Annotated in this window: 19 protein-coding genes and 1 tRNA gene; 9 read left to right on the top strand and 11 right to left on the bottom strand. The window is 64.6% G+C overall.

Going from position 1 to position 20,755, the window contains the following annotated elements:
* The first annotated feature begins 51 nt into the window (after positions 1-51).
* The 5 genes from BMI89_RS05690 (at position 52) to BMI89_RS05670 (ending at position 5,974) form a co-directional block, all read left to right on the top strand.
* On the top strand, positions 52-939 hold the full coding sequence (locus BMI89_RS05690) for a LysR family transcriptional regulator (protein ID WP_078570142.1): 888 nt from the start codon (positions 52-54) through the stop codon (positions 937-939).
* 143 nt (positions 940-1,082) lie between these two features.
* The gene (locus BMI89_RS05685; RefSeq protein ID WP_078520217.1) at positions 1,083-1,637 is read left to right on the top strand and encodes a sigma-70 family RNA polymerase sigma factor; all 555 of its coding nucleotides are present in this window, start codon (positions 1,083-1,085) and stop codon (positions 1,635-1,637) included.
* On the top strand, positions 1,634-2,365 hold the full coding sequence (locus BMI89_RS05680; protein ID WP_078570141.1) for an anti-sigma factor: 732 nt from the start codon (positions 1,634-1,636) through the stop codon (positions 2,363-2,365). Before BMI89_RS05685 ends, BMI89_RS05680 begins: the two co-directional genes overlap by 4 nt.
* A 130-nt stretch (positions 2,366-2,495) precedes the next feature.
* Positions 2,496-4,790: an arginine/lysine/ornithine decarboxylase gene (locus BMI89_RS05675; protein ID WP_078520219.1), complete on the top strand. Its 2,295-nt coding sequence runs from the start codon at positions 2,496-2,498 to the stop codon at positions 4,788-4,790.
* Between the two features lie 107 nt (positions 4,791-4,897).
* Complete coding sequence (locus tag BMI89_RS05670; RefSeq protein WP_210402139.1) at positions 4,898-5,974, top strand: alcohol dehydrogenase family protein; 1,077 nt, start codon at positions 4,898-4,900, stop codon at positions 5,972-5,974.
* A 75-nt stretch (positions 5,975-6,049) separates the two neighbouring features.
* Here BMI89_RS05670 and BMI89_RS05665 read toward each other — a convergent pair whose 3' ends face one another.
* The 11 genes from BMI89_RS05665 to BMI89_RS05615 form a co-directional block, all read right to left on the bottom strand.
* Positions 6,050-6,355, bottom strand: a complete 306-nt coding sequence (locus BMI89_RS05665) for a DUF4342 domain-containing protein (RefSeq protein ID WP_078520220.1) — start codon at positions 6,353-6,355, stop codon at positions 6,050-6,052.
* A 229-nt stretch (positions 6,356-6,584) separates the two neighbouring features.
* Positions 6,585-8,123 carry an amidase gene (locus BMI89_RS05660; protein ID WP_078570140.1) on the bottom strand — a complete coding sequence of 513 codons (1,539 nt, stop codon included), beginning with the start codon at positions 8,121-8,123 and terminating at the stop codon, positions 6,585-6,587.
* Positions 8,124-8,352: 229 nt separating this feature from the next.
* Entirely contained in the window at positions 8,353-9,351 is a 999-nt protein-coding gene (locus tag BMI89_RS05655; RefSeq protein WP_078570139.1) for an acetamidase/formamidase family protein, read from the bottom strand.
* Positions 9,352-9,397: 46 nt separating this feature from the next.
* The gene (locus BMI89_RS05650; protein ID WP_078570138.1) at positions 9,398-10,111 is read right to left on the bottom strand and encodes an ABC transporter ATP-binding protein; all 714 of its coding nucleotides are present in this window, start codon (positions 10,109-10,111) and stop codon (positions 9,398-9,400) included.
* On the bottom strand, positions 10,104-10,820 hold the full coding sequence (locus BMI89_RS05645; RefSeq protein ID WP_078520224.1) for an ABC transporter ATP-binding protein: 717 nt from the start codon (positions 10,818-10,820) through the stop codon (positions 10,104-10,106). The genes BMI89_RS05650 and BMI89_RS05645 overlap by 8 nt, the downstream gene beginning before the upstream one ends.
* Entirely contained in the window at positions 10,820-11,890 is a 1,071-nt protein-coding gene (locus BMI89_RS05640; RefSeq protein ID WP_078570137.1) for an ABC transporter permease, read from the bottom strand. Before BMI89_RS05640 ends, BMI89_RS05645 begins: the two co-directional genes overlap by 1 nt.
* A gap of 1 nt (position 11,891) precedes the next feature.
* A complete protein-coding gene (locus BMI89_RS05635) occupies positions 11,892-12,764 on the bottom strand; it encodes a branched-chain amino acid ABC transporter permease (RefSeq protein WP_078520226.1) in 873 nt (290 codons plus the stop codon).
* Between the two features lie 105 nt (positions 12,765-12,869).
* Positions 12,870-14,105, bottom strand: coding sequence for an urea ABC transporter substrate-binding protein (locus BMI89_RS05630; RefSeq protein WP_078520575.1), 1,236 nt, complete (start codon positions 14,103-14,105; stop codon positions 12,870-12,872).
* A 41-nt stretch (positions 14,106-14,146) separates the two neighbouring features.
* Positions 14,147-14,803 (bottom strand): ANTAR domain-containing protein, encoded by a 657-nt coding sequence (locus tag BMI89_RS05625; protein WP_078570136.1) that lies wholly within the window; start codon positions 14,801-14,803, stop codon positions 14,147-14,149.
* Positions 14,800-15,960 (bottom strand): transporter substrate-binding domain-containing protein, encoded by a 1,161-nt coding sequence (locus BMI89_RS05620; protein ID WP_078570135.1) that lies wholly within the window; start codon positions 15,958-15,960, stop codon positions 14,800-14,802. The genes BMI89_RS05625 and BMI89_RS05620 overlap by 4 nt, the downstream gene beginning before the upstream one ends.
* A gap of 372 nt (positions 15,961-16,332) precedes the next feature.
* Positions 16,333-16,422 (bottom strand) — tRNA-Ser (locus BMI89_RS05615).
* Positions 16,423-16,604: 182 nt separating this feature from the next.
* Between BMI89_RS05615 and BMI89_RS05610 the strand changes: the two genes are divergently transcribed.
* From BMI89_RS05610 to BMI89_RS05595, 4 genes are all read left to right on the top strand, one after another.
* Positions 16,605-17,570 (top strand): SPOR domain-containing protein, encoded by a 966-nt coding sequence (locus BMI89_RS05610; RefSeq protein ID WP_078570179.1) that lies wholly within the window; start codon positions 16,605-16,607, stop codon positions 17,568-17,570.
* 15 nt (positions 17,571-17,585) lie between these two features.
* Positions 17,586-18,761: a D-alanyl-D-alanine carboxypeptidase family protein gene (locus tag BMI89_RS05605; RefSeq protein ID WP_078520229.1), complete on the top strand. Its 1,176-nt coding sequence runs from the start codon at positions 17,586-17,588 to the stop codon at positions 18,759-18,761.
* A gap of 6 nt (positions 18,762-18,767) precedes the next feature.
* Entirely contained in the window at positions 18,768-19,382 is a 615-nt protein-coding gene (gene tmk, locus BMI89_RS05600) for a dTMP kinase (protein WP_078570134.1), read from the top strand.
* 227 nt (positions 19,383-19,609) lie between these two features.
* The gene (locus tag BMI89_RS05595; protein WP_078570133.1) at positions 19,610-20,734 is read left to right on the top strand and encodes a DNA polymerase III subunit delta'; all 1,125 of its coding nucleotides are present in this window, start codon (positions 19,610-19,612) and stop codon (positions 20,732-20,734) included.
* The last annotated feature ends 21 nt before the right edge of the window (positions 20,735-20,755 follow it).

Raw genomic sequence — 20,755 nt, 5'->3', positions numbered from 1 at the left:
TCATGTGAAATTATCATATTTCATCTGAACAATAACGATCTGTTATCCCTCATGCTGAACGCAACCTGGCTCGAAACCTTCACCGCGCTATGCGAGGTGGGGCATTTCACCCGCGCCGCGGAGCGGTTGCATATGACCCAGCCGGGCGTGAGCCAGCACCTCAAGAAGCTAGAAGCTCAGGTCGGACAAAAGCTGATCACGTGGCAGGGCAAAAGCTTCACGCTGACCCCGGCGGGCGAGGCGGTTTTCTCGCTCGGCCTGTCGCGGCGGGCCGAAGAGAAACGCCTGCGCGATGCGATCGAGATCGATGACCGGGATGCGGGGCCGGTGCATATCGCCTGCTCAGGCAGTTTCGCGATGCTGCTCTACCCGATCCTGCTGGAGTGGATGCAAAGCGCGCCCGCGCTGAGCGTCCATCTGCAGGCCGCACCACAGGCGGATATTCTGGCGGGACTGCTGGAGGGACGGTTCGACCTCGGCGTGCTCGGCACGGACCCGGATCACGCGCGGCTCGAGGCGCAGCATATCGGGCGCGAAGAGCTGTGCCTCCTGCTGCCCGCCGGGGCCACGCCGCCCGCCACCTTCGCCGATCTCGACGCGCACGGCTTCATCGCCCATCCAGACGGCTACGCCTATGCCGACGACCTGCTGAAACTGAACTTCCCCGAGGACTATCCCGGCGCTGACCGGCTGCGCCTGCGCGGCTCGGTCAACCAGATCGGGCAGATCCCTGCCCCGGTTGCCCGGGGGATCGGCTACACCCTCCTGCCGCGCAGTGGGGTCGAGGCCTTTGCGGACAAGGCGCAGCTCTCCGTCACCCCGTTGCCGAAGCGTCGCTGGCACGAACTGTGGCTGGCCTCCCGGCGCGGGCGCAGCGCCCCGGCGCGGGTGCTCCATACGCAAGAGATGATCGTCCAAGCCGCGCGGCAATTGCGCTGAGCGCCACGCTTTTCGACCGAAATCCGAGATTATTTTCATCCAATCGACTGTTTCGCGGGTCTAGAGCTTGGAAACGGGAGAAAATCGTGAAGAACTTGGTCCGGGAGAGACCGCCGCGCGGCAGGCGGAACATGGGAGCGTTTATGACGAAAGCGGAAAGCTGCCCCGTGGCGCAGGCGCTGCACGATTGCGCCGAGGGCGATGCGGGCGCGCTTGAGCGGCTGGTGGCGTTGGAAGGCGGACGCATGCTGGGCGTGGCCAAGCGCATCCTGGGCCGCACCGATCTGGCCGAGGAAGCCTTGCAGGAGGCGCTTGTGCGCATCTGGCGCAAAGCCGGGCAATTCAGCGGCAATCCCGGCTCGGCCAAGGGCTGGGTATATACCGTCCTGCGCAGTCGCTGCCTGAACATTCTGCGCGACGGCAAACGGCTGAGCCTGCTCTCGCCCGAGGAATTGGGCGCGTTGCAGGATGCGCGCGAGCAAAGCGTGCCCGAAGAGGGCTGGCAGATGCTCGCAGGCTCCAGCCGCCTGCGCGACTGCCTGGAGGCGCTCGACCCCGCCAGCCGCCATTCGATCCTGCTCGCCCATGTCGGCGGGTTCAGCCATGGCGAGATTGCCGCGCGCCAATCGGTGCCGTTGGGCACGGCGAAAAGCTGGATCCGGCGCGGATTGGCCAGCCTGAGGGAGTGCCTGTCATGAGCCTGAACCGGACCGACCTCAACGCCATCGCAGATGATTACGTCCTTGGCCTGCTCGGGGAAACCGAAGCCGAGTTGTTCGAGGAACTGCTGGCGCGCGACCCTGCGCTGGAGGCCCGCGTGGCGGCGCTGCGCGACGGGTTGCTCCCGCTCGACCTCTCCGCGCCCAAGGTCGACCTGCCGGATGATTTCATGGATCGCCTGCGCGAACGCATCGCGGCGGAACCTGCACGCGAAGACGCGGCCCCACGGGGGGTGACGATCACGCCGGTCACACCGCAAGCCGACAACCTGCCGCAAGCCCCGCGCACAAAGCGGCGCTGGTTGATCGCGGCGGGGATCATCGGCCTCGCGGTAGGGCTGGGCACCGGCTCGCTGCGCCCGACGCCAGAGCCGCGCGTGGTCGCCGTTCTGATGAACGCGTCCGGCGAGCCGCAGGCCGTGATCGAGGATTACGGCAATCGCGACGCCAAGATCCGCTTCGTGGCCGATGTGACGCTGCCCTCGGGCAAAACGATCCAGGCCTGGACGCTTCCGTCGCCGGAAACGGGCCCGGTGTCGCTCGGCACGCTCGACAGGGTGGCGCCTGCGGTGTTGACCGGCCCAGACCTGCCCGCTCCCGCACCGCAGCAGCTCTACGAGATCACGCTGGAACCCGCGGGCGGCTCGCCCACAGGGCGCCCGACCGGCCCGATCCTCGGCAAGGGCTTCGCCCATATCCAGAGCTGATCGGGCCCTGCCCGTGCGGGAGGGTCTCCCGCACGGGCTTGACCTTGCCTATATTCGGCTGAAATGAACAGGGCGCGGCGCACGCGCCCCATTCGCCCGACCCCGATAGGCCCGAGAGAGGACCCCCCTGATGAAATTTCGCTTCCCGATTGTCATCATCGACGAGGATTTTCGCTCCGAGAATACCTCCGGTCTCGGCATCCGGGCACTCGCGCAAGCCATCGAGGCCGACGGGTTCGAAGTGCTCGGCGTCACCAGCTACGGCGACCTGTCGCAATTCGCCCAGCAGCAAAGCCGCGCCTCGGCCTTCGTGCTGGCGATCGACGACGAGGAATTCTCCTCCGGTCCCGAACTGGACCCGGCGGTCGAGAAGCTGCGCGCCTTCATAGAGGAAGTGCGCTGGAAAAACGCCGATGTGCCGATCTTCCTGCATGGCGAGACCAAGACCTCGCGCCACCTGCCCAACGACATCCTGCGCGAGCTGCACGGCTTCATCCACATGTTCGAGGATACGCCGGAATTCGTCGCCAAGCACATCATCCGCGAGGCGAAAAGCTATCTCGAGAGCATCCAGCCGCCCTTCTTCAAGCAGCTTCTCGACTATGCCGAGGACGGCTCCTACTCGTGGCACTGCCCGGGCCATTCGGGCGGCGTCGCCTTCCTGAAATCGCCGATCGGGCAGATGTATCACCAGTTCTACGGTGAAAACATGCTGCGCGCCGATGTCTGCAACGCGGTCGAGGAACTGGGCCAACTGCTCGATCATAACGGCGCAATCGGCGCCTCCGAGCGCAATGCCGCGCGGATCTTCAACTCCGATCACTGCTTCTTCGTGACCAATGGCACCTCGACCTCGAACAAGATGGTCTGGCACCACACGGTCGCGCCGGGCGACGTGGTCGTGGTCGACCGCAATTGCCACAAATCGATCCTGCACGCGATCATCATGACCGGTGCGATCCCGGTCTTCCTCAAGCCCACGCGCAACCATTGGGGCATCATCGGCCCGATCCAGCGCTCGGAATTCGAGCCCGAGGCGATCCGTGCCAAGATGAAGGCGAACCCGCTACTGGCCGATTACGACACCGACAATGTCCAGCCGCGCATCATGACGCTGACGCAGTCGACCTATGACGGCGTGCTTTACAATACCGAAGTCATCAAGGGGATGCTCGACGGCTGGGTCGACAACCTGCATTTCGACGAGGCGTGGATCCCCCATGCCGCCTTCCACCCGTTCTACGGCCAGTATCACGCGATGGGCCGCAAGCGCGAGCGCACGGCCAAGTCGATCACCTATGCGACGCAATCGGTGCACAAGCTGCTCGCCGGGATTTCGCAGGCGAGCCATGTGCTCGTGCAGGACAGCAAGGAAGAGAAGCTCGACCGGCATCTCTTCAACGAGAGCTACCTGATGCACACCTCCACGAGCCCGCAATACTCGATCATCGCAAGCTGCGATGTGGCGGCGGCGATGATGGAGCCTCCGGGCGGCACCGCGCTGGTGGAGGAAAGCATTGTCGAGGCGCTCGATTTCCGCCGCGCGATGGTGAAGGTCGAAGAGGAATACGGCCCCGAGGATTGGTGGTTCCAGGTCTGGGGCCCGACCGACTTCCGCGCCGATGGCGACGGGATGGCCGCGACCCGCGACTGGGTTCTCAAGAAGACTGATGCCGAGGGCGTCGAGACCACCGGCTCGGATAGCTGGCACGGCTTTGGCGACATGGCGCCGGGCTTCAACATGCTCGACCCGATCAAGGCCACGATCATCACCCCCGGCCTCGATATCGAGGGGCGTTTCGACGACAGCGGCATCCCCGCGTCGATCGTGTCGAAATACCTCGCCGAGCATGGCGTCGTGGTCGAGAAGACCGGGCTTTACAGCTTCTTCATCCTGTTCACGATCGGCATCACCAAGGGCCGCTGGAACACGCTGCTGGCGGCGCTGCAGCAGTTCAAGGACCATTACGACAAGAACCAGCCGCTATGGCGCGTGATGCCGGAATTCTCGGCGAAGTTCCCGCGCTACGAGCGCATGGGGCTGAAGGATCTCAGCCAGCACGTCCATTCGCTTTACGCGAAATACGACGTCGCGCGGCTCTCGACCGAGATCTACCTGACCGACCATCACCCCGAGATGACCCCGTCGGAGGCCTTCTCGCATATCGCGCGGCGCAAGACCGAGCGGGTCTCGATCGACGAGCTGGAGGGCCGGATCACGACGAGCCTCGTGACCCCCTACCCGCCGGGCATTCCGCTGCTGATCCCGGGTGAGGTCTTCAACGCGAAGATCGTGGATTACCTGCGCTTCAACCGCGAATTCGCCCGCGAATGCCCCGGCTTCGAGACCGATATCCACGGGCTCGTGACGGAGACGGGCGAGGACGGCCAGACGTATTACTTCGCGGATTGCGTGGCGCGCTAAGGCGGGCCCGATCAAGCTCCGTGGCTCAATATCAGGGCGCGGCTCGGTTTATTCCGACCGCGCCCTAACTCATTCCTCAGACGGATCGGTTTCGAGAGGAAAGCAGCATGAGCAACACGCCGAAGGGCACGATGATGGCCGTGGTGACGACCGGCACGGGCGGCTACGAGCGGCTCGACTACCGCGAGGTCGCGATGCCCGAACCGGAGCCCGGCGAGGTGCTGCTGCAGGTGCTCGCGGCGGGCATCAACAATACCGACATCAACACGCGGCTGGGCTGGTATTCTTCTGACGTCAAATCCGGCACGCAGGGCTCGCGCGAAGACGCCGAGCATGCCGATGGCGGCTGGAGCGGGGCCACACCCTTCCCGCTGATCCAAGGCACCGATTGCTGCGGCCGGGTCGTCGCGGTGGGCGACGGCGGCGATGCGGCCTTGATCGGCACCCGCGTTCTGGTGCGGTCCTGCATGCGCGAGACGGATTTTTCGTCGATGGACACGGTCTGGCTCGGTTCCAATTTCGACGGGGCCTTCGCGCAATATGTGAAAGTGCCCGCAGGCGAGATCTTCGCCATCGACAGCGATTGGAGCGACGCCGAACTCGCCACCCTGCCCTGCGCTTACGGCACCGCCGAGAACATGATCCACCGCGCAGGCGTCACGGACGGCGAGCGCGTGCTGGTTCCGGGCGCCTCGGGCGGCGTGGGCTCGGCGCTGATCCAGCTCCTCAAACGGCGCGGCGCGGAAGTCGTTGCCATCACCGGCGCCGCCAAGCGCGAGAGGGTGCTGGAGATCGGCGCGGACCAAGTGCTCTGCCGCGAGGACGATCCGATCGCGGCGATCGGCGAGAACAGCGTGGACGTGGTGATCGACAACGTCGCCGGGCCGGGATTCGGCACGATGCTGAAACTGCTCCGACGCGGCGGGCGCTATGCCTCATCGGGCGCGATTGCCGGACCGGTCGTGGAACTGGACATGCGCGACCTGTATCTCAAGGACATCACCCTGATCGGCTGCACCGCATGGGACGAGCCCATCTTCGGCAACCTGATCTCCTATGTCGAGAAGGGCGAAATCCGGCCCCTGCTGGCCGCCACCTACCCGCTCGATCAGATCGCCGAGGCGCAGAAAGTGTTTCAGGAAAAACACCACGCCGGGAAGATCGTGCTGATCCCGGCGTCCTGAGGCGTTGGATCCGGATATCCGGGTGGGAGCGCAAGCCCCACGCTGATGGCGCTCCCGCTCCGCCCGGCCCGGGGCCTACTCGTCCTTCTTATCGTCGTCGCCGGGTTCCTCGACCCGCTCGATTTCGACCTTCACGCGGGTGGCCAATCCGGCGATCACGCCGAGGACGGCCAGCCAAGGCGCGGCGAGCACCACGACCCCGCTGACGACGAGGCTGAGATTGAGGGGCGCCTCGACGAAGGGGTCCCCGCCGGCGGAGCTGATACGCAGCTGGCGCACGCTCCCCTCCTGCGCCAATTCCTTGACGCGATCGACGAGTTGGTTGCCAGCGACCTCGATTTCTTCCCAAACGGTGCGCTCGGGCTTCTTGTCGTCTTCCATCGAACTCTTCCTCTCGAATTGTGGGTAAACACGGAGGTGTTGTCGCAGCGCGCGTGCCGCACACCGCTAGCGCGCCATTCGCTGCGCAGATGGAAAGAAACACGATTCCACAGCCTGCGCCTTGATCTTCGTCAGGCGCGGGGAAAAGGGCCGCTGCGGCGCGCGCTCGGGCAAAAGCCGAGTTCACACCGCAACGGCCAGAAGGTGCTGTGACGCCGATTGGTCCCGATCAGACCGCAGGTTTGCGGTGCAGCGTGCCCTGCTCGTAGGCATAGGCGCATTGGATCAAGGCGTGCTCGCTCCACTGCTGGCCGAGGAAGATCAGCTCGAACGGCGCGCCGGAGGCGTAGTAGCCCGCGGGCACGGTGACGCCCGGAATGCCCGCGATGTTCAGTTCCCCGACGGTGGTCTCGAGGATCGCGTCGCCCGAATGCAGGCCCGGCAGTTCGCACAGCATCTGAGGATAGACGAGCGCATCCAGTTCGTGACGTGCGAAAACTTCCTCCATCAGCAGCAGATAGGTCCGCTTCAAGGCCGTGAACGCGGGCAGCGCGGGCGGCGTAGTCGGGGATTTCACCGCCTCGACGAAATCGGGCAGCTCGTTGAGGAAGCCGAGGATCGCCCCTTTCGCGAGCACGTTTTCCTCCTTCGTGGCCTCGACGAATTCCTCCCAGGTCTTGATCGCCGCATTCGGGCCCAGCCGTTCGAGATATTTCGTCATGTCATAGGGGATGGATTCCAGTCCCCGACCGTCGAAGAAAGGCGTGCCCGGGGTGATCTCCCGGTAGCTTGCGAAATCGGTGCCTGCGAAGGGGTCCTCGACCAGAACCGCGCCGAGGTCTTCGAGCTCACTTTTCGCACGATCGTAGAGATCCGACGCCTCGTGGGAGAGTTCGTTCTTCCGCCAGCCCGGCCCGTAAAGCCCGAGCCGCTTGCCCTTTAGGCCGTCCTTCGACAGGCCCGAGGCGTAGCCGCCTTCGGGGATCTTGTCGACGCAAGCCAGCGTCTTGGGATCTTCGGTGGTGAACCCCGCCAGCACATTGAGGCCGAGGGCGGCATCCGTGACAGTGCGGGCAATCGGCCCGACCACGTCGCGATTGCCCGAGAGCGGCACGACCCCGGCATTCGGCACCAGCCCGATCGTCGGCTTGATGCCCACCAGCCCCTGCGCCGAGGCCGGGTTCTGGATCGAACCGCCGGTTTCTTCGGCCAGCCCCATGACGCACATATGGGTGGCGACGGCGGCCGCCGTGCCTGCGCTCGACCCGCCCGGCGCGCGGTCCTCGATCGCGGGGTTGATCGTGGGGCCGGCCCAGCTGTCATTGGCATGCGTTCCGGTCCAGCTGAGGATCGGCACGTTGGTCTTGCCGAGGATCACCGCGTCGGCCGCACGTATCCGGGCCACGACCGGACTGTCGCGTTCGGGCATCAGGTCGATGCCGCCCGTCCCGGAATAGAGCAGCCGCCAGCCCGCCGTGGTGGGGATGCCCGCCATGTCCATCGGATCCTTCACGACGATCGGCACCCCGGCCAGCGGCCCGAGCGCCTCGCCCGCCGCGCGCCGCCGGTCGATGTCGCGGGCGGTCTCGAGGGCTGCGTCATTCTCGAAGATGATCGCGTTGTATTTGCCGTTCAGCGCCTTGACCTGAGCCATGCAGGCTTCCGTCAGCGCCTCTGCGGTGAACTTACCCGAGGCCAGCCCCTCCTGAACGGCGGCGACGGTGAGCGTTCCGAGATCGGGCAGATCGGGTTTCGTTTGAGCGGACATGAGAGACTCCTTTTCCGTTTGGCGGGCATGGTGCCGCCATCGCCCGAGCCGGAGCCGGGCGGGGTGGATCGAAAGTGACGAAGCTCGACCCGTGGCGCGCACCGATGAGGCTGCAGGGACGGTCGAAGCCGGGAAGAAAAAGGTCGCCCCCACCCAAGAAGCTGCCCTCCAAGGCAGAGGCGACAAGGTTAAAGGCCGCGCAACAAGGGATAGGGGCGCGGCCCTAAGCTCATTCGGCGATGCCGACGATCGACTTCAGGACCGAAGCCCCGACCGTGTATTTCGGGTCGACCATGTTGCCGAGGCGCACGCGGCCGCATTGGGTCAGCAGCATGTAGGCGTCGATCTCGTCGAAGCCGAAATCGGCGGCCATCCAGCGGATCAGTTCGCGGTAAGCGCCGCGCGCGGCGTCTTCCATCGGGCGTGCCGAGCCGACCGTCATGTAGAACTCTTCGTTCTCCAGACGCGGCGTGCTGATCGTCCAGTTCTTGATCAGGTCGATGCGCACGGTGGTCACGGTCGGGTGCTCGACCGCGACGCCGCAAAGTTCACCGTCGCCCTGCGCGGCATGACAGTCCCCGAGGAACAGATACCCGCCCTCGGTCTGCACCGGCAGATAGACGACCGCGCCCGGTGCGACATCGGGAAGGTCCATGTTGCCGCCGTAATAATCCGGCACCAGCGAGGAGATCGCCTCGGCAATCGGGGCCGTGCCGATCGTGCCGATGAAGGGCTCGTAAGGCAGGCTGATCTTGTCGTTCCACTTCGTGCCCTCCTCGACGGTGATGTCGAGCTTGCGCACCACCTCGGGCAGCGGCGCGGTCAAAAGCGCCGTCTCGAAGGTGGGAACCAGGCCGCCGAATTCGGGCATGATCACCGTGGTGCCCCGCGGCTGCGGCCCGCGCGGCACGATGCTCTCGATATAGACCGCGATCGTGTCGCCCTTCTCGGCGCCGTTGACGTAGATCGGGCCGTTTTGCGGGTTCAGGAACGGGAAGTTCAGGATCTCGGTCGGCTTGTCGGTCTCCGACTTGATCGCGCCTTCGAACGCGTCATGGGTCTCGGCGCTGACGACGGTGCCCGGATCGACGGTCAGGACCGGCTCGATCCCTGCGGTGTAGATGTAGGGATAGCTTCCCTGCTCTTCCTCGGTGATCGTGCGCTTCTCGAGGGTCTGACCTTTCGCCACGCCCTTGCGCGCCATGATGGATTCTTCAAACCAGCTCATAAGTTGCTCCTTTTACTTGCAAATTCCATGATTGTTCCGGGGGAGATCAGACCGACAGGTATCGTCGGATCGTGTCGCGGTCCTGCAGCATCTCGCGGTCGAGCTCGGCGACGATCCGGCCCTTGTCCATGACGTAGCAGCGCTGCGCCATCGCCCGGATCATGTCGACATTCTGCTCCACGAAGACGACGGTCACGCCGGTCTCGCGGTTCAGCTCGACCATGATGCGCGCGATGTCCTGCACGATGTTCGGCTGGATCCCCTCGGAGGGCTCATCGAGCAGGATCATCGACGGATCGCCCATCAGCACGCGCCCGATGGCGAGCTGCTGCTGCTGGCCGCCCGACATCGTGCCCGCGCGCTGATCTGCGCGCTCCTTGAGGATCGGGAAATAGCGGAAGATCTCTTCGACCTTGCCGGGGGTGGATTTGCCCGCGATGCTTTCGCCGACGAGCAGGTTTTCCAGCACGGTCATGCGCGGGAAGACATCGCGGCCCTGCGGCACATAGCCGATGCCCTTGCGCGCCCGTTTATGCGCCGAGAGCAGATCGATCGACGCGCCGTCTAGGTTGATCGACCCCTTGTCGGTCGACAACAGCCCGATCAGCGTTTTCATCAGGGTCGATTTGCCGACCCCGTTGCGCCCGATCACGGCGACGATCTCGCCCTCGCGGACCTGAAAATCGACGCCCTGCAGCACCGGCTTGCCGCCGTAGCCCGCATTGAGTTCGATCACGTCGAGAAGGACTTCCTTACGCATCGACTTCTCCCAGATAAATGGCGGCGACACGTTCATCGGCGGTGATCTCGTCGATGGTGCCCTGCGCGAAAATCTTGCCGAAATGGAGCACGGTGACCTGGTGGGCGATCTGGCGCACGAAGGCCATGTCATGCTCCACCGCCAGCAGGGTCATGCCCTCGCGGTTGAGCTCCTGAAGCATCTCGCCGGTGGCGAAAGTCTCGTCGGGCGTCATCCCGGCGGTCGGCTCGTCCAGCAGCAGCAGACGCGGTTTCAGCGCCACCGCCATGCCAATCTCAAGCCACTGTTTCTGACCGTGGCTGAGATTGCCCGCGAGCTGCTTGCGGTCCTGCGAGAGTTTGAGGAACTCCAGCAGCCGGTCGATCTCCTCTTGCAGGATCTCGGGCGCGACATGGTGCTGAAGCGCGATCGTCAGGTTCTGCTGGACGCTCAGTTCCTTGAAGATGCCGGGCACCTGAAACTTCACGCTGATCCCCTTGCGGATGCGCTCGAACGGCTTCGCGCGCGTGATCTCCTCGCCGTCGTAGAGGATCGCGCCGCTATCGGGCAGATGCTCGCCCAGGATCAGCTTGAAGAAGGTGCTCTTGCCCGCCCCGTTGGGACCGATCAGGCAGTGCATCTCTCCGGGCTGAAGCGCGAAATCGACATTGCCCGTGACGTGGAGCCCGCCGAAATGCTTGTTGAGCTGGCGTGTTTCGAGAATGGCCATCACCGCTCTCCTTCCAGTTTGGATTTCCGGCGCATGAAGGGCGAGAGCAGCGCGATGACGATGCCACGCGGGGCGATCAGCACGGTGATCACCAAGAGCGTCCCCATCACGATCAGCGCGTATTGGCTGCCGTAGATCGTGAGCGACTGGAACACCATTAGCACCGCGAGCGTGCCGATGATCGTGGTCGTGAGGTCCGTGCGCCCACCGACCGCGACCCAGACGATGGGCAGCGAGGCCGCCGTCATCCCCATCGAGGCGGGCGTGATGTAATTGCCCCAGGAGGTGTAGAGCACCCCCGACAGCCCGGCGAGCGCGGAGCCGATCACGAAGGTCGCCAGCTGATACTTGCGCACGTCATAGCCCAGCATCTCGGCGCGCATCGGGTTCTCGCGGATCGCCACGATGACATTGCCAAAGCGCGAATTCACGAGGATGCGCAGGCCGAGATAGCAGACCAGCAGCAGCGCCAGCGTGACGTAGTAGAGGGTCACATCCGGATAGAGCACGATATTGCCGCCCGGCCACGGGATCGTCAGCGAGGGCATCGCGCCCATACCGTTGAACCCGTTCAGACGCGCCTTGCCGATCGCCCATTCGGGCCCCGCCGTCTGCGCCATGAAGCGCTCGAGCACCAGCGTCACCGAAAGCGTCACGATGCCGAGGAACACGCCGCTGATGCGCCCGAAGAACAGGAAGTAGCCAAGGATCGCCGCGAAAAGTGCGCTCAGGCCAACCGCCAGCACCAGCGAGAGCAGCGTCAGGCCGTAGGCGTCGCCGAGGTTGATCGTCAGGACCCCGTAGGCGTAGCCCGCGACCCCGAAGAAGGCGGTCTGGCCGAAGCTCAGCGCCCCGCCATAGCCCCAGATCAGGCTCAGCCCCATCGCCATGAAGAGCCAGTTGAAGAAGTAGACGTTATTGCCGACGTCGTAGCTGTCCGCGAAGGCCGGATAGGCGCAGGCGGCCAGCAGGACGACGCTGAAGCCCGACCAGAATTTCGGTCCCTTGCCGAGGGTTTGCGGCCCCTCGATGAGCTTCAGAATGGAAGTGAAACGGGATGCGCTGCTCACGTCAGGCCCTTTCTTTCAGGATCTTGCCGCTGATGCCGCGCGGCAGGATGCGGATCACGATGATGACGGCGATGAGCATGCCGATCTGACCGGCAAGCTGGCCCTGCCAGGAGGTCAGCGACGCTTTGATGAAGCCAAGCACGACCGCGGCAGGCGCCGTCCCGAGGAAGATGTCTGCGCCGCCCACGACGACGGTCACGAAAGCCTCGACCATGAAGGCGGCCCCCATCGTCGGCACGAGCGTCATCGTCGGCGCGTAAAGCCCACCGGCAAGCCCCGCGAGCGCCGCGCCCAGACCGAAGGTCAGGCTGTAGATCAGGTTGGTATTGACCCCGAGCGCCTCGGCCACATGCGGCACCTGGATCGTGGCGCGGGCAAGGATACCGAAGCGCGTCTTGGTGAACATCAGCCACAAGGCGGCCAGCGTCGCGAGCGCCATCACCACGAGCACGATGCGGTAGATCGAATAGGAATAGTCGCCGACGGTGAAGCTGCCGAAGGGCGTGCCGCTGCCCGCCATCGTCGTGCCCAGCACGATCAGCGTGCCTTGGGTGACGATCATCGAGATCCCCCAGGTGGCCACGATCGTATCGAGGGGACGTTTGTAGAGCGGTCGGATCACCACGACCTCGACGATCATCCCGGCAATACCGGCGGCCAGAGAGCCCAGCGCGATCGCGATCGGAAGGGGCACGCCCATATGGGTGGCGCTCGTCGAGACATAGGCGCCGCAGAGGATGAACTCGCCATGCGCGAGGTTGATCACGCCCATCATGCCGAAGATCACCGCGAGGCCGCAGGCGCTGAGCACGAGGAAGGCGAACGCGTCTCCGAACTGATAGAAGAAGCTGAAAAGAGAGTAGAGGAACTCCATAGACCGTCCCTTTCTTGGTGGCCGTCGTTCAGGGAAATCCGGGCAGGAAAATCCGGGAGGGGACGGATGCGGAGCCACGCGGCCCCGCATCCGCGATGCGTCGGATTACTCCGTCGGCAGGTGCGACGGGGTGTACTGGTCGCTCGGGTCGTTCTGGGTCAGATCGCAGCCGACATCGCCCAGCCAGTAGGGCTTGATGTCATCCCATTTTTTCGGGAACTCGATCGAGTGATCTTCGAGCACATGGGCCAGATAGATCGTGTGCGAGGTGTGCTGGCTCTTCGGATCGATGCACATCTCGCCCTCGGGCGCGTCGTAGCACAGGTTGCCATCGGCGAGCGTAGCGCGCACATCTTCCAGAGCGGTGGAGCCGCCGGCTTTCTCGACCATCTCCTTGTAGAGATAGACCGCCGCGTAGGAGTTCTCGGCTTCCTGGTTGATGTAGGGCTCATCGGGGAACATCGCGTGGAACTTCTCGACGAAGGCCTTGCTTTCCGGCGTGTCGATTTCCTCGACATAGTTCACCGTCGCATACATGTCCTTCAGGCTCGGGGGCGTGAAGCGCTTATGCTCGTAGCCCTGACCCACGTTCACCGAGGACGCCATCGGCAGGTCGACATTCGCCGAACCGGCCTGCTCGTAATAGGACGACTGCGCCGTGCCCACCAGCAGCGTCACCACGAAGTCGGGCTTGGCGGCCTGAATGTTCTGGATGGTCTGCGAGAACTGCGACACGCCGAGCGGGATGAACTCTTCGCCCACCATCTCGCCGCCATTGTCCTTGACGATGTTGCGCACCCATTCGGCCGAGATCTGACCGAAGTTGTAGTCGGCGGCGATGGTGTAGACGTTCTTGCCGTACTTCTCCATCATGTAGGGGATCAGCGTCGAGAACTGCTGCTCCGGCACCGCGCCGGTGACGATCATGTTCGCGTCGCAGACGCCGCCTTCATACTGGTTGTTGTAGAAGGCCAGCCCGTCGAACTGGTTGACGATCGGGCGATAGGCTTCACGCGAGGCCGAGGAGAAGCCCGCGAAGACCACGTCCACCTTGTCGCGCTGCAGCACGCGGCGCATGAATTCCTGATAGCGCGTGTTGTCCGACTGGGTGTCGTAGGTCACCAGCTCGATCGGACGACCGGCGATCCCGCCCGCGTCGTTGATTTCCTTGGTGGCCAGCTGGATGCCATGCACCTTGCCGATGGTCGCGAGGGCGAAATCCCCCGACTGGTCTTCGAGCACACCGATCTTGATAGGCTCGGCGTCCTGAGCCATCACGGGCCCTGCAAAAGACAATAGGGTAGCGAGCACCGAAGCGGTGCTGATCAGTTTCCTGGTCATTTTCAACTCCTTGTTGAGGTTTTTCCGGGTGCCTTGCTGGGCTAGTGCGCCTGACACCTCTTTTTCGTTTCACCGCGATCGAGATCGCTGTCCGGGTTTGCCAGCATCAGGGACTCGCAGTAGTCCTCGACGCTGACGCGCGCGCGCATGCTCTCCTTTCTCAGAAGGTCATATGCGGCATCTTCGTTAAGCCCGCGCTGGCGCATGAGCGCAGCGACAGCCTTGATGACGTAAATCCGTTTGCGGCGGCGTTCGCCCATATCGTCGAGGCTCGCCTTGAGGCCGTCGATTTGCTCGAACGCGTTCACGCCCAGATAGAGAGCGGAATAGACGGCGCCGCTATGGATCGGTTTTTGCAGGAAGGACGCGGCCCCGAGTTGGAGCATCGCCTTGAGACGGCTCGGCGCTTCCGTTCCGACCAGCCCCACCGTCGGACACGGCGCATGCTGGGGCGACAGGTTGTAGCTGTCGGGCCAGGCCTGCGGCAGGTTCAGGTCGCCGTCGATGATGACGAGGTCGGACTCCGGGCTCAGGTCTTCGGGCAGTTCGAAAACCTGGCGCGGCGAGACGGGACGGGTATCCGGCTCCAGCCCCAGCCGACGCAATGTCGTTTCGAGAATGCCCAGCGAGCGGCCCTCGGTGGTGAAGATGACGGCCCTGCGGCCGCGGAAGTTTTGCGCGATCCGGGGTGTCTTCATTGAACCACCCTCACGTTCCTGCGCCGCTCCGCCGGCTCGAAGGTCGTCGTCGAGGAGACAAGATACGGGTCGGCCGCGATGGGTTCGGGCGCTTCGAGCAGGATGTCGAACTCAAAATCCGCGCGCGACAGCCCGATGCGGGGCGTGAGCGAGGCGTGGTAGGTTTCGGGATCGATCGTGACCCGGCCTTGCGGCGCGTCGAACACCTGACCCGCAGCCGCTTCGAGAACCGCCCCCACCGACGCGGTGCCCGCATCGGCGATGGATTTCGCGAGCATATGAATGGCGACATAAGCGGCTTCGGCTTCGGCGGAAACGACAGGTCCCTCGGGGAAGGCTTTGCCATAGGCCTCGACGAAGCGCTTGTTGCGCTCGCCCGCGAGGGACGAGAAATAGACGCTGGAGCTGATCTGCCCATCGGCCCCGACCGGGCCGATCGCGCGAAGTTCGGGCTCCGACAGGTTACAGCTCGCGATGGGGAAGCGCGTGGTCTGCTCGATGCCGCGCGCCTCGCAGGTCTCCCGGAACGCCCGGAAGAACGCGTAAGAGGACTCGCCGATCAGCGCGTTGAACACGAAATCGGGCTTGGTCTCGAGGATCTCCTCGATGATGGCGGCCATATCGGTCTCGCCGACCGGCAGATACCGCTCCGCCACCACTTCGCCGCGACGCCGCTGCAGCTCTTCGCGCATCACCCGGTTGCTTTCCCAGCCCCAGATATAGTTCGAGCCGATGCAATAGGCGCGGCGACCGAAGCGGGCGCAGAGGAAATCGATGAGCGGCGACATGTGATGGTTCGGGGCCGCACCGGTGTAGATGACGTTGGTCGAGCTCTCGAAGCCTTCGTAATGCGTCGGATACCACAGCAGCGCGTCATGCTTCTCGAAGAGCGGGATCACTTCCTTGCGGCTCGACGAGGTGTAGCACCCGCAGATATGGCGGATGCCGCGATCGAACATGCTCTGCACCGCCGGCGCGTATTTGTGCAGATCACTCTCGGGGTCGATATGGATGGGATGGAACGTGACCGCCGCGCTCGGATCCGCGTTGATCTCATCACAGGCAAGCTGCGCGCCGTTGAGCTGCGTATGCGCGACTCTACCGTATGCGCCGGTGGTCGAGAAAAGCAGGCCGATCTGTAGGTCGAGACGTGTCATTTTCGATCTTCCAACGACAAAAACCCCCAGAAGCAGAAACTGCTTTGGAGGCGGAATTGCCGACATATCTGAGGGTTCAACGCGCCATGACGAGCACATTTGCTCGGCGCTTACCTCAAGCTAGGGAATCGATCACGAAGGTGTCAATAGACATGTTACTTCGCAGTGGCCGCCCCTCTCCCAAGCCGACATATGCACGTTATTGAAGCTGTTCCCAAAGCGGACTGCCTGCAAATTGAGCGCAACCCGGACGCTCAGGCAGGTCTCGCCTTCCCTGAAGCTGCGATGGCCGGAGAAGGAGCGGTCATTGCGCAGGGACGGAGGCTTCGCCGGCGCGCGACGGGGTCGTTCTTGGGCATGTAAGCGACGCGCTGGCGGAGGAGGTGGGATTCGAACCCACGGTAGGCTTTCACCTACGTCGGTTTTCAAGACCGGTGCATTAAACCACTCTGCCACTCCTCCGACCGGCTTCGCTTAGACCGCTTCACGCGATTCTGAAAGTCTCGCGCGCCGATTTCCGCGCGTGGGCGTTGGGGCAGCTTTTCACGGGCTCTGCAAATCGCTAGGATCGCGCGTAACGCATGGCGCAAGCGGTGCATACGCGCAGGCAAGAGGCGGGCAAACCGCGCGAAAAGGGGCACAGGATGACTGAGCAGGATAAGATGACGCGCAAGCGGGTGACGGGCTTTGCCCTGATGCTGGGCGCGGGGATCGCGCTGGCAGGCTGTCAGGAAAGCGGCGGCTCCCCGTTCGGGATGTTCAAGAAGAAGCCCGCGGACGAGACCGCAAGCCCCGGCGACGCCGAAACCGTCACCGAAAACGGCCAGAAGATGATCGAGCGCGACGTCGAAGCGCCGCAGGTCTTCTCTGTCGACGAAAAGGGCCTGTGGGACGGGCGCCCCTCGCTGGGCGGCGTCTGGGTCGCGCATCCGAACGTGAAAGACCCCGAGCGGGTGATCATCCGCAACCCGTCGAACGGCAAATTCGTGATCGGTGCGCTGTTCAAGCGCGAGACCGACAATCCCGGCCCGAAACTGCAGGTCAGCTCGGACGCGGCCGATGCGCTGGGGCTGCTGGCGGGCGCGCCGACCGAGCTCTCCGTCGTGGCGCTGCGCCGCGAGACGGTTCCGGTCAAGGAAGACAAGCCCGCGCCGCTCGTCGACAAGCCGGTGATCGCGGCCCCTGAAGAGGTGGAGCAGAAGTCGCTCGACGAGGTAACCTCGACCGCAGCGGCCGGCATCGCCAAGGCGCAAGGCACGCCGAAACCCACGGCGAAACCGGTCAAGCCCGCAATCGGCGCGGCCCCTGCCCCGGCACCCGCCCCCGCAGCCCCGGTAGCTGCAGCAACTCCGCAGCCGAGCACGCCGAAAATGAGCACCGGCGCAGGCTATATCCAGATCGGCATCTTCTCCGTCGAGGCGAATGCGAAACGCGCCCAGAGCCAGATGGCCAAGGCGGGCGTCATCGCCGAGATCAAGAAGGAACAGAGCCACTCCAAGACCTTCTGGCGCGTGATCGCGGGCCCTGCGCCCACGAAATCCGACCTCGACGCGCTCAAGACCAAAATTCACGGGCTGGGCTATCCCGACGCCTACCCCGTCTCGAAATAGGACTACGCAGAAGATATGACCTTCATTCGCCTGATCGCCGCCACGCTTGCAGCCTGCCTGTTCGCCCTGCCCGCCGCCGCCTTCGACACCAAGGCCCATGCGGCTTGGGTCTATGACCTGTCGACCAAGACCGTCCTGATGGCGAAGAACGCGGACATCCCGCTGCCCCCGGCGTCCATGTCGAAGCTGATGACGCTCGATCTGCTGTTCGAGGCGCTGGAAGATGGCCGGGTCACGATGGATACAACCTTCCCGGTGTCCGAGCATGCGCAGTCGATGGGCGGTTCGACGATGTTCCTCAACACGACCGACCGGCCTACCGTGCGGGATCTGATCCAGGGCATCATCATCAACTCGGGCAACGACGCCTGCGTCGTGGTGGCCGAGGGGCTGGCGGGCTCGGAGTCCTCCTTCGCCGACCTGATGACCGAGCGCGCGCATGAGCTGGGCATGAAGAACTCGATGTTCGCCAACTCGAACGGCTGGCCCGACCCCGGCCAGCGCATGTCGGTCCATGATCTCGGCATCGTCGCGAGCCGGATCATCACCCATTTCCCGCAATATTATCACTTCTTCAGCGAGACCCATTTCAACTACAAGGACCGCGCCCCGGCCAATGCCGAGAACCGCAATCCTCTGCTCGACATTCGCGCCGCCGACTGGAAGGCCGATGGCATGAAAACCGGCCACACGCAGGAAGCCGGCTACGGCCTCGTGGGCTCCGCCGTGATGGGCGAGCGCCGCATCGTCTTCGTGCTGGCAGGCATGCCCTCCGAGCAGTCGCGCCGGTCGGAAGGCGAAGCGGTCGCGAACTGGGCCTTCCGTCAGTTCGTGATGAAGGACGTGGCGAAGGCGGGCACCCAGCTCGCCGAAGCGCCGGTCTGGCTGGGCGGCAAATCCACCGTCGGCCTTGCGCCGAAAACCGACCTGTCGCTGCTGGTCCCCGCGGGTTCGAAGGACAAGGTGACTGCCGAGGCCGTGTTCAAAGGTCCGCTGCAGGCACCGATCAAGCAGGGCCAGGAAGTCGGCAAGCTGGTGATCACCGTGCCGGGTCTCGACAATGCCAACGAAGTGCCGCTCGTCGCCACCGAGGACGTCAAGAAAGGCGGCTTTGTCGTGCGCGTGAAAGCGGCGCTGGCGCGGCTGTCGGGCAAGGCGTTCGAGGCGGCGATGGAACGGGTGAACAGCTAAGCGCGCATGTTCATCAGCTTCGAGGGGATCGACGGATCGGGTAAATCCACACAGGCGCGGATGCTGGCCGAAACCCTGCGGGACGCGGGGTGCGAGGTCGTTCTGACGCGCGAACCCGGCGGCTCCCCGGGAGCCGAAGAAATCCGCCGTCTGGTGCTTGAGGGCGATCCCGACCGCTGGTCGGCCGAGACCGAGATCCTTCTGTTCACCGCCGCCCGCCGCGACCATCTGGAGCGCGTGATCGAACCGGCTCTTGCGGCTGGCAAGGTGGTGATCTGCGACCGTTTCGCGGATTCGACCCGGATGTATCAGGGCCTCTCGCGCGGCGATCTGCGCGCGGTGGTCGATCAGCTCCACGCCCTGATGATCGGGCGCGAACCGGACCTGACCGTGCTGATCGACATCGACCCGGCTGTGGGGCTGTCGCGCGCCAAGGGGCGGCAGGGCACCGAGGAGCGGTTCGAGGATTTCGGCGTCGGGCTGCAGGAAAAGATGCGCGCGGGGTTCCTGTCCTTAGCCGAGGAATTCGCACCCCGCTTCCGGGTAATCGACGGCACGCGCGAAGCCGATACGATTGCCGCCGATGTGCTGAGCGCAGTGCAGGCGGAACTGCAGAGCTAAGGGCGGCGCCAGACCCTCGGGTGGGCGCTTCGCTTCGTTGGTGGCTTGGCGTTTTATCTCTAAAGCCCAGGAGAACCCGCGTGCCCGCGATGTCATCGCCAATGCGCCCTCCCGGTGGGAGGGTCGGGCGCGGCCCGGGGCTGGTCGCCCCGCACCAATCTCCGCGCCAACAGCCTTCCGCAAAAACCCCGCTGGAAACCGCCCGCGCGCGCAACTAGAGTGCCGCCATGAGCCTCGCCGACCTTCCCGATCCGACCCTTGCGCCCGGTGCGCGACACCCGCGCGACACGCTGCGTCTGGTCGGTCAGACGCGGGCCGAGGAGGACTTCCTCGACGCGTTCAACATGGGGCGGCTGCATCACGGCTGGCTGCTGACCGGGCCGCGCGGTGTGGGCAAGGCGACGCTCGCTTGGCGGATCACGCGCTTCCTGATGACCCAGCCGGAGGACAATGGCCCGGGCCTCTTCGGCGAGCCGGAACAGCCCACCAGCCTCGATCCCGATCCGAACCACCCGGCGCTCAGCCGTATCCACGCCGGATCGGAGCCGGGCATCTTCGTGCTCAAGCGTGGCGCGAACGCCACCGAATCCGCGCTGTCGCAGGACATTCGCGTCGATGAGGTGCGCAAGCTGCGCTCCTTCCTGCATCTGTCTGCCGCCGAGGGCGGGCGGCGCGTGGTGATCATTGACGCAGCCGACGAGATGAACACCCAAGCCGCCAACGCGGTGCTGAAACTGCTCGAAGAGCCGCCGCCGCGCGTCACCTTCCTGCTGATCGCGCATCAGCCCGCGCGGCTCTTGCCGACGATCCGTTCGCGCTGCCGCGAATTGCGGCTGGGCACGCTCACACCCGATCAGATGGAAGCTGCCATCGCCGCCGCCGAAGAGGAAGGCGAGCCGCCGGATCTTGATCACCACGCGCTGGCCGCGCTGTCGGGTGGCTCCGTCGGTGCCGCGATCCGCCTGATCAATCAGGACGGCATGACGACCTATGCCAAGCTCGTCGATCTGATGGGCACCCTGCCCCGGCTCGACCGGCTGGGCGCGCTGGCGCTGGCCGAAAGCTGCGTGGGCAAGGCGAACGAGAACCGCTTCATCCTCGTGCTCAACCTGATCGACCTCTTTCTCTCGCGCGCCGCGCGCGCGGGCGTGATGGGCCCGGCGTATCCCGAAGCCGCGCCCGGCGAGGCGCAGCTTCTCGCACGATTATCGCCTGACGATCAGGCAGCGATGAAATGGGCTGCCCTCCATCAGAGCATGGGGGCACGCGCCGCCCACGGTCGGGCGGTCAACCTTGACCCTGCCGCGCTCGTGATGGATATCGTCTTGGAGATCACAGCCGCCGCCTCCTGATGCGGCGCGAAAGGAGCCGAT

The sequence above is a fragment of the Thioclava sp. F36-7 genome (assembly GCF_002020075.1).
GTDB classification, from domain to species: Bacteria; Pseudomonadota; Alphaproteobacteria; order Rhodobacterales; family Rhodobacteraceae; genus Thioclava; species Thioclava sediminum.
Note: the sequence above shows the minus strand (reverse complement) of the source record. Positions and strands in the feature narration are given on the sequence as shown.

Coding starts and splice junctions, on each gene's coding strand:
- BMI89_RS05680 (WP_078570141.1), top strand. CDS start 1,634: ATGAGCCTGAACCGGACCGACCTCAACGCCATCGCAGATGATTACGTC.
- BMI89_RS05595 (WP_078570133.1), top strand. CDS start 19,610: ATGAGCCTCGCCGACCTTCCCGATCCGACCCTTGCGCCCGGTGCGCGA.
- BMI89_RS05655 (WP_078570139.1), bottom strand. CDS start 9,351: ATGAGCTGGTTTGAAGAATCCATCATGGCGCGCAAGGGCGTGGCGAAA.
- BMI89_RS05630 (WP_078520575.1), bottom strand. CDS start 14,105: ATGACCAGGAAACTGATCAGCACCGCTTCGGTGCTCGCTACCCTATTG.
- BMI89_RS05685 (WP_078520217.1), top strand. CDS start 1,083: ATGACGAAAGCGGAAAGCTGCCCCGTGGCGCAGGCGCTGCACGATTGC.
- BMI89_RS05635 (WP_078520226.1), bottom strand. CDS start 12,764: ATGGAGTTCCTCTACTCTCTTTTCAGCTTCTTCTATCAGTTCGGAGAC.
- BMI89_RS05610 (WP_078570179.1), top strand. CDS start 16,605: ATGACTGAGCAGGATAAGATGACGCGCAAGCGGGTGACGGGCTTTGCC.
- BMI89_RS05670 (WP_210402139.1), top strand. CDS start 4,898: ATGAGCAACACGCCGAAGGGCACGATGATGGCCGTGGTGACGACCGGC.
- BMI89_RS05675 (WP_078520219.1), top strand. CDS start 2,496: ATGAAATTTCGCTTCCCGATTGTCATCATCGACGAGGATTTTCGCTCC.
- BMI89_RS05690 (WP_078570142.1), top strand. CDS start 52: ATGCTGAACGCAACCTGGCTCGAAACCTTCACCGCGCTATGCGAGGTG.
- BMI89_RS05650 (WP_078570138.1), bottom strand. CDS start 10,111: ATGCGTAAGGAAGTCCTTCTCGACGTGATCGAACTCAATGCGGGCTAC.
- BMI89_RS05645 (WP_078520224.1), bottom strand. CDS start 10,820: ATGGCCATTCTCGAAACACGCCAGCTCAACAAGCATTTCGGCGGGCTC.
- BMI89_RS05620 (WP_078570135.1), bottom strand. CDS start 15,960: ATGACACGTCTCGACCTACAGATCGGCCTGCTTTTCTCGACCACCGGC.
- BMI89_RS05660 (WP_078570140.1), bottom strand. CDS start 8,123: ATGTCCGCTCAAACGAAACCCGATCTGCCCGATCTCGGAACGCTCACC.
- BMI89_RS05605 (WP_078520229.1), top strand. CDS start 17,586: ATGACCTTCATTCGCCTGATCGCCGCCACGCTTGCAGCCTGCCTGTTC.
- BMI89_RS05625 (WP_078570136.1), bottom strand. CDS start 14,803: ATGAAGACACCCCGGATCGCGCAAAACTTCCGCGGCCGCAGGGCCGTC.
- tmk (WP_078570134.1), top strand. CDS start 18,768: ATGTTCATCAGCTTCGAGGGGATCGACGGATCGGGTAAATCCACACAG.
- BMI89_RS05665 (WP_078520220.1), bottom strand. CDS start 6,355: ATGGAAGACGACAAGAAGCCCGAGCGCACCGTTTGGGAAGAAATCGAG.